We start from the raw sequence: 8,835 nt of genomic DNA, 5'->3' as shown, positions 1-8,835 counted from the left end.
GTTCAGCGTCGATGAACCGGAAAAGACCCCGCCTGGGCGGCCGCTGGCCGACGACCTCGCCAAGGTTTCTCGGCCGCAGCCTGTCGGCCAGCGGCCGCCCAGGCGGGGTCTTTTCCGGTTCATCGACGCTGAACAGATCGGCCATGCACTTCTTTTTCGTTGGAGCATGAGCCCGAATGCACGGAACCCAGCCCTAATAACGCAACACCTGACGCATTATCTGCCCGCCACGCTCGACGGTAAAGCGCCACCAGCGCGTATCCGTCCTGGACGCCAACTCCAGGGTCGCCGCGGTATCGATGGTGGTGCCGTTCACCTCGCGCACGATGTCGCCCGGCTGGAAGCCGAAATCGGCGGCCGGTGAATCGCGGTTGATGTCGACCACGGTGACGCCCTTGATGTCCGTGCGCAGGCCAAGCCGCTGCGCGAGCCGGGGCGACAGCTCCGCGACCTTGGCGCCCGAGAACGGGCTGCGGCCATGCAGCGTCACCTCGGCAGCCTTCATGCCTTCCGGAGCGCGTTCCAGCGCGATATCCATCGCCGCCTGCTGGCCCTTGGTCAAAACCGCGAAATTCGCGGTGGTGCCGATCGACAGCGTCGCCATCCGGTAGTCCAACGCTTCGATGCTCTCGACCGGCTTGCCGTTGAGCTGCAGCACCACGTCGCCGGGCTTGAGTCCTGCCTTGCCGGCGGGTCCTGTCGCCTCGACCGACGAGACCAGCGCACCGGTCGGCTTTTCCATGCCGAGCGATTCGGCGATCTGCGGCGTCACCGCTTCGAACTCAGCGCCGATATAGGGCCGCTCGAAGAAGTCGAGCCCGGCCTTGGCCGCGTCGGCAAAAGCGCGGACCATATTCGAGGGAATGGCGAAGCCGATGCCGATCGAACCGCCGCTGCGGCTATAGATGGCGGTGTTGATGCCGACCAGCTGGCCGCCCATGTTGATCAGCGCGCCGCCGGAATTGCCAGGATTGATGGCGGCGTCGGTCTGGATGAAGAAGCTGGAATCGGAGACGCCGATATGGCTGCGGGCCAGTGCCGAGACGATGCCGCTGGTGGTGGTCTGGCCGACGCCGAAGGGGTTGCCGATGGCCAGCAACAGGTCGCCGACCTCAAGCGCGTCGGAATCGCCGATGGCGATAACCGGAAACGGCTTGTCCGAGGTGATCTTGAGCACGGCGAGGTCGAGTGTCTCGTCCTTGAGCAGCACCTTGCTGTCGAACTCACGCCCATCAGCGGTCGCCACCTTGACCCGGTCGGCATCCTTGATGACGTGGTAATTGGTGACCACGACGCCGGTCGGATCGACCAGCACGCCGGAGCCGAGCGAAGACTGTGCACGCGGCTGCGAGCGACCGAAGAATTCCTCGAAGAACGGATCGCCGTCGAAAGGCGACGTGACCTTGGCCGTCTGCGAGGCATAGACGTTGACCACGGCCGGGGCTGTCTGCTTGACCAGCGGCGCAAACGACAATTGCACCTCCTCGCGGCCGAAGGGTACGCGCTTGTCGGGACCAGCCGTGGCGTTTTCGCCTTCCACGCCATGCAGCAGGTCGGTCAGCACATCGGACAGGCCGGGGTCGGTCTTCGTCTCCTCGGCCAATGCCTGCCTGACCACCGGTGCGGCCGCAAACGCCATGATGGCGAAAAGCAGAACAAGGGGCAGTCTTCTGGCGCGCATTCGCGAATCCTCCAAGGCAAGTTCGGGGGCATTGTCCCGACGATTGTGCAAAATGAAAGGCTAAGCCGCTGAAATCCGACTATTTTGGGCAGCAAAACAGCTACAGCTGACCTTGAAACCGAAAACCTCGTGGCCCTGATGAAAAAACAACTCCTGTCTTTCCGTGACTTTTTGAAGACCGGCAGCTTGGGGCCGATCTCCCCCGACATGACAATGGCCGAGATTGTCGAAGTGCTCGGCATGCCTGAGCATGTCGATCCAGATTACTGGACGTTCGGAAAGCTCGAAATTTCCTTTGATATCACGCCGCCTCGCCAGATGAACTGGTTTCAAATTGAGCAGGCCAGTTACCTCAAAGGCGATTTGGAGGCTCTCACCACTCGCTTTGCACTCTCCCTGGACGGGTTCAGCGGAAAGACAAAGCCATCAGAGTTCCTGGGTGCCGGCCTTTGGACTCCAGATCAGGCCAAGGTTTTCTACGCGGCATCCGGCCATGACATCGGGATGAACATCTGCGCCGGACCGATTCAGATAAATTTTCATGTGGCTGCCGACTTCATCGGCAACCAAGATGCCGAAACCTATTTGAAGGCCTCCTCCCCGTCGCAAGCGATGGCGAAAATCGATTCTCGAGCCGTCCTCGACAGTATCTATTCATATCCTTACCCGAAGACTGAAGAGGTACCGGGTGCATTCGATTGGAAGCTGTTGAGCGGAAGCCAGTACCTGGCGCTGGCCGATGGACAGCAAACATCGGCAAACAAAAAAGGGGCCCGCAGGCCCCTTTGAACTCATTTGGGAAAACCGAGCCTTATGCGGCTGCGGCGTCCGCGTCAGCGCTTTCGGCTTCGATGCGAGCGCGGTCGCCGGCGCCTTTGGCCGAAACGTCGCGATCGACGAACTCGATGACGGCCATGGCGGCGTTGTCACCGTGACGGAAGCCCGCCTTCATGATGCGAAGATAGCCGCCATTGCGGTTGGCGTAGCGCGGCGCGATGGTGTCGAACAGACGCTTGACGACGCCTTCATTGCCGATCTGGGCAATGACCTGGCGGCGGGCATGCAGGTCGCCGCGCTTGCCGAGCGTCACCAGCTTCTCGACGATCGGACGCAGGTCCTTCGCCTTCGGCAAGGTCGTGACGATCTGCTCGTGCTCGAGCAGCGACACGGCGAGGTTGGCGAACATCGACTTGCGATGGCTAATGCTTCGGGCGAAGCGACGGCCTTTGAAACCGTGGCGCATGGCTCTTTTCCTTCTTCAGTTGTTCAAGAGGCCGCGGCCTCTGATGGTTTTCCGCATGACCGTCGGATCGAGCGGCCCACGCCGCCCATCCTTGGAATTCATGCTCAATATTGGTCTTCGTAACGCTTAGCGAGATCTTCGATGTTTTCCGGCGGCCAGTCCGGCACTTCCATGCCGAGGTGCAAGCCCATCGCCGCCAGGACTTCCTTGATCTCGTTCAGCGACTTGCGGCCGAAGTTCGGGGTGCGCAGCATCTCGGCTTCGGTCTTCTGGATCAGGTCGCCGATATAGACGATGTTGTCGTTCTTCAGGCAGTTGGCCGAACGCACCGAAAGCTCGAGTTCGTCGACCTTCTTGAGCAGCGCCGGGTTGAAGGCGAGCTCGGTGACGGCCTCGGCGGCGACTTCCTTCTGCGGCTCGTCGAAGTTGACGAACAGGCCGAGCTGGTCCTGCAGGATGCGGGCGGCGAAAGCCACCGCGTCCTCGCCGGTGATCGAACCGTCGGTGTCGATCGTCATGGTCAGCTTGTCATAGTCGAGAACCTGGCCCTCGCGGGTGTTCTCGACCTTGTAGGAGACCTTCTTGACCGGCGAATAAAGGCTGTCGACCGGGATCAAGCCGATCGGCGCGTCTTCGGCGCGGTTGCGGTCGGCCGGCACGTAACCCTTGCCGGTGTCGACGGTGAATTCCATGCGGATTTCAGCGCCTTCGTCCAGCGTGCAGATGACGTGGTCGGGGTTGAGGATCTCGACGTCGCCAACCGTCTGGATGTCGCCGGCAAGAACAGCACCCGGTCCCTGCTTGCGAACGACCATGCGCTTGGGACCATCGCCTTCCATGCGGATGGCGATTTCCTTGATATTCAAGACGATGTCGGTCACGTCCTCGCGCACGCCGGCGATGGACGAGAATTCATGCAGAACGCCGTCGATCTGCACGGCGGTAACAGCCGCACCGCGCAGCGAAGACAGAAGCACGCGGCGCAGCGCGTTGCCCAGCGTAAGGCCAAAGCCACGCTCGAGAGGCTCGGCGACCAGCGTGGTCAGCGTCTTCTTCTTCGACGAGAACTCGATCTTGTTCGGCTTGATCAGTTCCTGCCAATTTTTCTGGATCATGATGCTTTCCTTCCGTTGACCCGCCACCATCCAATCGTGGCGGGCGACCTGGAATGCCGCGGAGGAGCGCCCAAGGGCGCTCGCGCGGCGTTCGGTAAATGCTTAGACGCGACGCTTCTTGCGCGGGCGGCAGCCATTGTGCGGGATCGGCGTCACATCACGGATCGAGGTGATGGTGAAGCCGGCCGCCTGCAGGGCGCGCAATGCCGATTCACGACCGGAGCCGGGTCCGCAGACCTCGACTTCGAGCATGCGCATGCCGTGTTCCTGGGCCTTCTTGGCAACATCCTCGGCAGCCATCTGGGCAGCGAACGGGGTCGACTTGCGCGAACCCTTGAAGCCCTGGGCACCGGCCGACGACCAGGCAATCGAATTGCCCTGCGCGTCGGTGATGGTGATCATCGTGTTGTTGAAGGTCGAATTGACGTGGGCAACGCCCGACGAGATGTTCTTGCGTTCGCGACGGCGAACACGAGCGGCTTCCTTGGCCATGATAGTCCTTTCAGTTGATCTCTACACCGCCGTAATGCCAGCGGCTCCACCTTCGTAAGGGAGTAGGGGAATAGGGCAGTAAGGGAGTAGGGAAAAGTGCGACCCGACTGGCGGGCATTCCCTACTGCCTTACTCCCCTACTCCCTTATTCCCCTAAAAAATTACTTCTTCTTGCCGGCGATCGACTTGGCCGGGCCCTTGCGGGTGCGCGCATTGGTATGCGTGCGCTGGCCGCGGACCGGCAGCGAGCGGCGGTGACGCAGGCCGCGGTAGCAGCCGAGGTCCATGAGCCGCTTGATGTTCATCGAGACTTCGCGGCGCAGGTCGCCTTCAACCTGGTAATCGCGGTCGATGGTTTCGCGGATCTGCAGCACTTCCGCGTCGGTCAGCTGGTTGACGCGGCGCTCGGCCGGGATGCCGACCTTGTCGACGATCTCCTGGGCGAACCGCTTGCCAATGCCGTGAATGTATTGAAGCGCAATGACAACGCGCTTGTTGGTCGGAATGTTGACGCCGGCTATACGAGCCATGTTCTTCCCTTCTCCATGTGGGCCGGCCAATCCTCAAAAACGAGGCGGGCACGGCGCTGTCTTAAGTTGCCCCGCGTCCGGTGGAGGCCGGCCCATGCGGGAGTTTCCAGTTCAATGCGGCTGCCTTGCCCTTGCGGACAAGCAAAGCTCATACCTGATAGGAAGACGGGCCGCCATACCGCAGCGAACCGCCTCCGTCAAGTGCAATCGTTAATTTCCCCGCACTGCGTCCTTGAGCACCGCTTCGATCTGTTCCGTCACGGCGTCGATATCGGCCATGCCGTCGACACTGCGGAGCTTGCCCTTGGCATAGTAGTAGCCAATCAGCGGCGACGTCTTCTTGTAGTATTCCCTCAGGCGCTCTTCGAACACGGTCGGGTTGTCGTCCTTGCGAACGGGAAGGCCGGCGGCCTGCGCCTCGTCGGCGCGCTTGACGATCCGGCCAACCAGGGCCTTGTCGTCGACCACGAGCTCAATGACGGCGTCGAGGCCCTGGGAGCGATCCGACAGCATCTGCTCGACCGCATCCGCCTGCACCAGGGTCCGCGGATAGCCGTCGAGGATGAACCCCTTGGCGCAGTCGGGCTGATCGATACGCTCGGCGACGATCGCGTTGACGATCGCGTCGGACACCAGTTCACCGGCATCCATCACCGCCTTGGCGCGCTTGCCGACTTCGGTGCCTGCCTGGACGGCAGCACGCAGCATGTCGCCCGTCGAGAGCTGGGGTATGCCGTGTTTTTCTACCAGTCTTTGTGCTTGCGTCCCCTTGCCCGCTCCTGGCGGCCCAAGCAATATCAACCTCATCTGGCTTTCTTCCCCCCGCGCAGCTTCGACTTCTTGATCAGGCCTTCATACTGGTGCGCAATCAGGTGCCCCTGAATCTGCGCAACCGTATCGAGCGTGACACTGACCACGATCAGAAGCGATGTGCCACCAAGGTAGAATGGTACGCCAGTCGCCGAGATCAGGAACTCCGGCAACAGGCACACCAGCACCAGATAGATGGCGCCGACGACGGTGATGCGGGTGAGAACGTAATCGATGTAATCGGCGGTGCGCTCGCCCGGTCGATAACCCGGGATGAAGCCTGAATGCTTCTTGAGCTGGTCGGCGGTGTCCTTCGGGTTGAAGACAATCGCAGTGTAGAAGAAGGCGAAGAACGCGATCATCGCCGCATAGAATGCCATGTAGAGCGGCTGGCCATGGCCGAGCGCGGCCAGGATGGTGCTGGCCCAGGCCGGCATGTTGGCCGTCTGCGAGAAGCCCGCGACGGTGGCCGGCAGCAACAGCAGCGACGACGCGAAGATCGGCGGAATGACACCCGACGTGTTGAGCTTCAGCGGCAGATGCGAGGTATCGCCCTGGAACATGCGGTTGCCGACCTGGCGCTTCGGGTACTGGATCAGCAAGCGGCGCTGGGCGCGCTCGAAGAACACGATGAGCGCGATGACGACGACGGCCAGCACGATGATCGCCAGGATCAGGCCGGTCGACAGCGCGCCGGTGCGGCCAAGCTCCAGCGTGCCGGAGATGGCGTGCGGCAGGCCGGCGACGATGCCGGAGAAGATGATCAGCGAAATGCCGTTGCCGATGCCGCGCGCGGTGATCTGCTCGCCCAGCCACATCAGGAACATGGTGCCGCCGACCAGCGTGACGACGGTCGAGATGCGGAAGAACATGCCGGGATCGCTGACGATGCCGTTGCCGCCTTCCAGACCGACAGAAATGCCATAGGCCTGAACCAGCGCAAGCAGCACCGTGCCGTAGCGCGTGTATTGGTTGATGACCTTGCGGCCCTGTTCGCCTTCCTTCTTCAGCGCTTCCAGCGACGGGATGACCGAAGTCATCAGCTGCATGATGATGGAGGCGGAGATGTAAGGCATGATGCCGAGCGCAAAGATCGCCATGCGCTGCACGGCGCCGCCGGCGAACATGTTGAACATGCCAAGCACGCCCTTGCTCTGCGAAGAGAAGGCCTGGGCGAAGGCGTCGGGATTGATACCGGGAAGCGGGATGTAGGTGCCGAGGCGATAGACGAGCAGCGCGCCGATCGTGAACCAGATGCGCTTCTTCAAATCCTCCGCCTTGGCGAAGGCCGAGAAATTCAGATTCGAGGCTAATTGTTCAGCAGCCGAAGCCATGCCTGATTCTCCGCTTGGTAACGCTTGATGGCCCTGAGGTCAGGCGGCGCGTTTCACCGAAGCTCACGAGATAAGCTCCGGGCTCTAAACATGCAAGCGGCCGCGTTGACGCGGCCGCCTCGTTGAGCAGATCAAAGCGCAATCGTGAGCAAAAACGGATCCCACTCCTGCCGATCGCGCTTCAAATTGCCGTTACTCGGCAGCTGCCTTTTCCTGCGGCAGCTTGACCGAACCGCCGGCCTTTTCGATCTTTTCGATCGCGGCCTTGGAGGCGCCGGCGACGTCAAAGGCGAGCTTCGCCTTGATCTCGCCGTCCGAGAGGATGCGCACGCCGTCCTTGACGCGGCGGATGACGCCGGCGGCAACCAGCGATTCAGCCGTCACGGTCGCCTTGGCGTCGAGCTTTTTGGCGTCGATGGCCACCTGGATGCGGGCCAGCGACACGACGGTGAAGCTCTTGGCGAAGATGTTGTTGAAGCCACGCTTCGGCAGGCGCCGGTAGAGCGGCATCTGGCCGCCCTCGAAGCCGTTGATGGCGACGCCGGAGCGCGCCTTCTGGCCCTTGACGCCGCGACCGCCGGTCTTGCCGGAGCCGGAGCCGATACCACGGCCGAGACGCTTCTTGGAGTGCGTCGCGCCGTCCTTGTCACGCAGATCGTTGAGTTTCATCTGAGTTCTCCTGCGCTCTGGCTCAGCCCTCGTCCACGACGCGGACGAGATGCTGGACGGCAGCGATCATGCCGCGCACGGAGGGCGTATCTTCCAGCGTGCGCTGCTTGTGCATCTTGTTGAGGCCGAGGCCGACCAGCGTCGCGCGCTGTTCCTTCGGACGGCGGATCGGCGAACCGATCTGCTCAACGGTGATGGTCTTGGTTGCTTTCTTGGCCATGGTCAAAATCCCTGGTCAGATCGACTATTCTTCAGCCGCAACGGCGGTGCCGCGGCGGGCCTGAAGGGTCGAATACTTGATGCCGCGAGCAGCAGCCACATCCTTGGGATGCATCTGGCTCTTCAGCGCGTCGAAGGTGGCGCGAACCATGTTGTAGGGGTTCGACGAACCCATCGACTTGGCGACCACGTCATGCATGCCGAGCGTCTCGAAGACAGCGCGCATCGGGCCACCGGCGATGATGCCGGTACCTTGCTTGGCGGCGCGCAGCAGCACGCGTCCAGCACCCCAGCGTCCTTCGACGTCGTGGTGCAGCGTACGGCCCGAGCGCAGCGGCACGAAGATCATGTCGCGCTTGGCCGATTCAGTTGCCTTGCGGATGGCTTCCGGCACTTCGCGCGCCTTGCCGTGACCAAAGCCGACACGGCCCTTCTGGTCACCGACGACGACGAGTGCTGCAAAACCGAAGCGACGGCCGCCCTTGACGACCTTGGCGACGCGGTTGATGTGGACGAGCTTGTCCACCATGCCGTCATCGCGTTCTTCACGATCGCGGCCGCGGCCGCCATCCCTACGTTCCTGTGCCATATCCTGTTCCTTGTTTTTTTCCGGAAGCACGGTTGCTGATAAGATCCGGTGCCTCGCCCCGAATAAATCGGGAAACGGTCACCGGGGGCGAAATCAATTCCTTCGCATAATCCCTATCCGAAAAGTCTGCAACTTTTCGGGACTATGCTTAGA

The 8,835-nt window shown here is 61.9% G+C and carries 11 protein-coding genes and 1 pseudogene; 1 reads left to right on the top strand and 11 read right to left on the bottom strand.

Features of this window, described 5'->3' with window-relative positions:
• Positions 1–145: pseudogene (locus tag EN750_RS40555) on the bottom strand (replication-associated recombination protein A); the annotation flags it as partial.
• A 48-nt stretch (positions 146–193) separates the two neighbouring features.
• Positions 194–1,681 carry a DegQ family serine endoprotease gene (locus tag EN750_RS08675; RefSeq protein WP_127396166.1) on the bottom strand — a complete coding sequence of 496 codons (1,488 nt, stop codon included), beginning with the start codon at positions 1,679–1,681 and terminating at the stop codon, positions 194–196.
• 138 nt (positions 1,682–1,819) lie between these two features.
• Between EN750_RS08675 and EN750_RS08670 the strand changes: the two genes are divergently transcribed.
• Complete coding sequence (locus EN750_RS08670) at positions 1,820–2,470, top strand: hypothetical protein (protein ID WP_145967502.1); 651 nt, start codon at positions 1,820–1,822, stop codon at positions 2,468–2,470.
• A 22-nt stretch (positions 2,471–2,492) separates the two neighbouring features.
• Here EN750_RS08670 and rplQ read toward each other — a convergent pair whose 3' ends face one another.
• The 9 genes from rplQ to rpsE form a co-directional block, all read right to left on the bottom strand.
• Positions 2,493–2,924: a 50S ribosomal protein L17 gene (gene rplQ / locus EN750_RS08665; RefSeq protein WP_013531439.1), complete on the bottom strand. Its 432-nt coding sequence runs from the start codon at positions 2,922–2,924 to the stop codon at positions 2,493–2,495.
• Positions 2,925–3,028: 104 nt separating this feature from the next.
• Positions 3,029–4,039, bottom strand: coding sequence for a DNA-directed RNA polymerase subunit alpha (locus tag EN750_RS08660; RefSeq protein WP_023812081.1), 1,011 nt, complete (start codon positions 4,037–4,039; stop codon positions 3,029–3,031).
• Positions 4,040–4,141: 102 nt separating this feature from the next.
• Positions 4,142–4,531: a 30S ribosomal protein S11 gene (rpsK, locus tag EN750_RS08655; protein ID WP_006205444.1), complete on the bottom strand. Its 390-nt coding sequence runs from the start codon at positions 4,529–4,531 to the stop codon at positions 4,142–4,144.
• 161 nt (positions 4,532–4,692) lie between these two features.
• Positions 4,693–5,061, bottom strand: coding sequence for a 30S ribosomal protein S13 (gene rpsM, locus EN750_RS08650; protein ID WP_013531437.1), 369 nt, complete (start codon positions 5,059–5,061; stop codon positions 4,693–4,695).
• A gap of 210 nt (positions 5,062–5,271) precedes the next feature.
• A complete protein-coding gene (locus EN750_RS08645; RefSeq protein ID WP_013531436.1) occupies positions 5,272–5,868 on the bottom strand; it encodes an adenylate kinase in 597 nt (198 codons plus the stop codon).
• Positions 5,865–7,205 (bottom strand): preprotein translocase subunit SecY, encoded by a 1,341-nt coding sequence (secY, locus tag EN750_RS08640; RefSeq protein WP_027038734.1) that lies wholly within the window; start codon positions 7,203–7,205, stop codon positions 5,865–5,867. Before secY ends, EN750_RS08645 begins: the two co-directional genes overlap by 4 nt.
• A 192-nt stretch (positions 7,206–7,397) precedes the next feature.
• Positions 7,398–7,874 (bottom strand): 50S ribosomal protein L15, encoded by a 477-nt coding sequence (rplO, locus tag EN750_RS08635; protein WP_013531434.1) that lies wholly within the window; start codon positions 7,872–7,874, stop codon positions 7,398–7,400.
• Positions 7,875–7,896: 22 nt separating this feature from the next.
• On the bottom strand, positions 7,897–8,094 hold the full coding sequence (gene rpmD / locus EN750_RS08630; protein ID WP_006205449.1) for a 50S ribosomal protein L30: 198 nt from the start codon (positions 8,092–8,094) through the stop codon (positions 7,897–7,899).
• A 24-nt stretch (positions 8,095–8,118) separates the two neighbouring features.
• Entirely contained in the window at positions 8,119–8,682 is a 564-nt protein-coding gene (rpsE, locus tag EN750_RS08625; RefSeq protein ID WP_006333394.1) for a 30S ribosomal protein S5, read from the bottom strand.
• Positions 8,683–8,835 lie beyond the last annotated feature (153 nt).

Source organism: Mesorhizobium sp. M7A.F.Ca.ET.027.03.2.1, from assembly GCF_003999175.1.
Taxonomy (GTDB): domain Bacteria; phylum Pseudomonadota; class Alphaproteobacteria; order Rhizobiales; family Rhizobiaceae; genus Mesorhizobium.
Note: the sequence above shows the minus strand (reverse complement) of the source record. Positions and strands in the feature narration are given on the sequence as shown.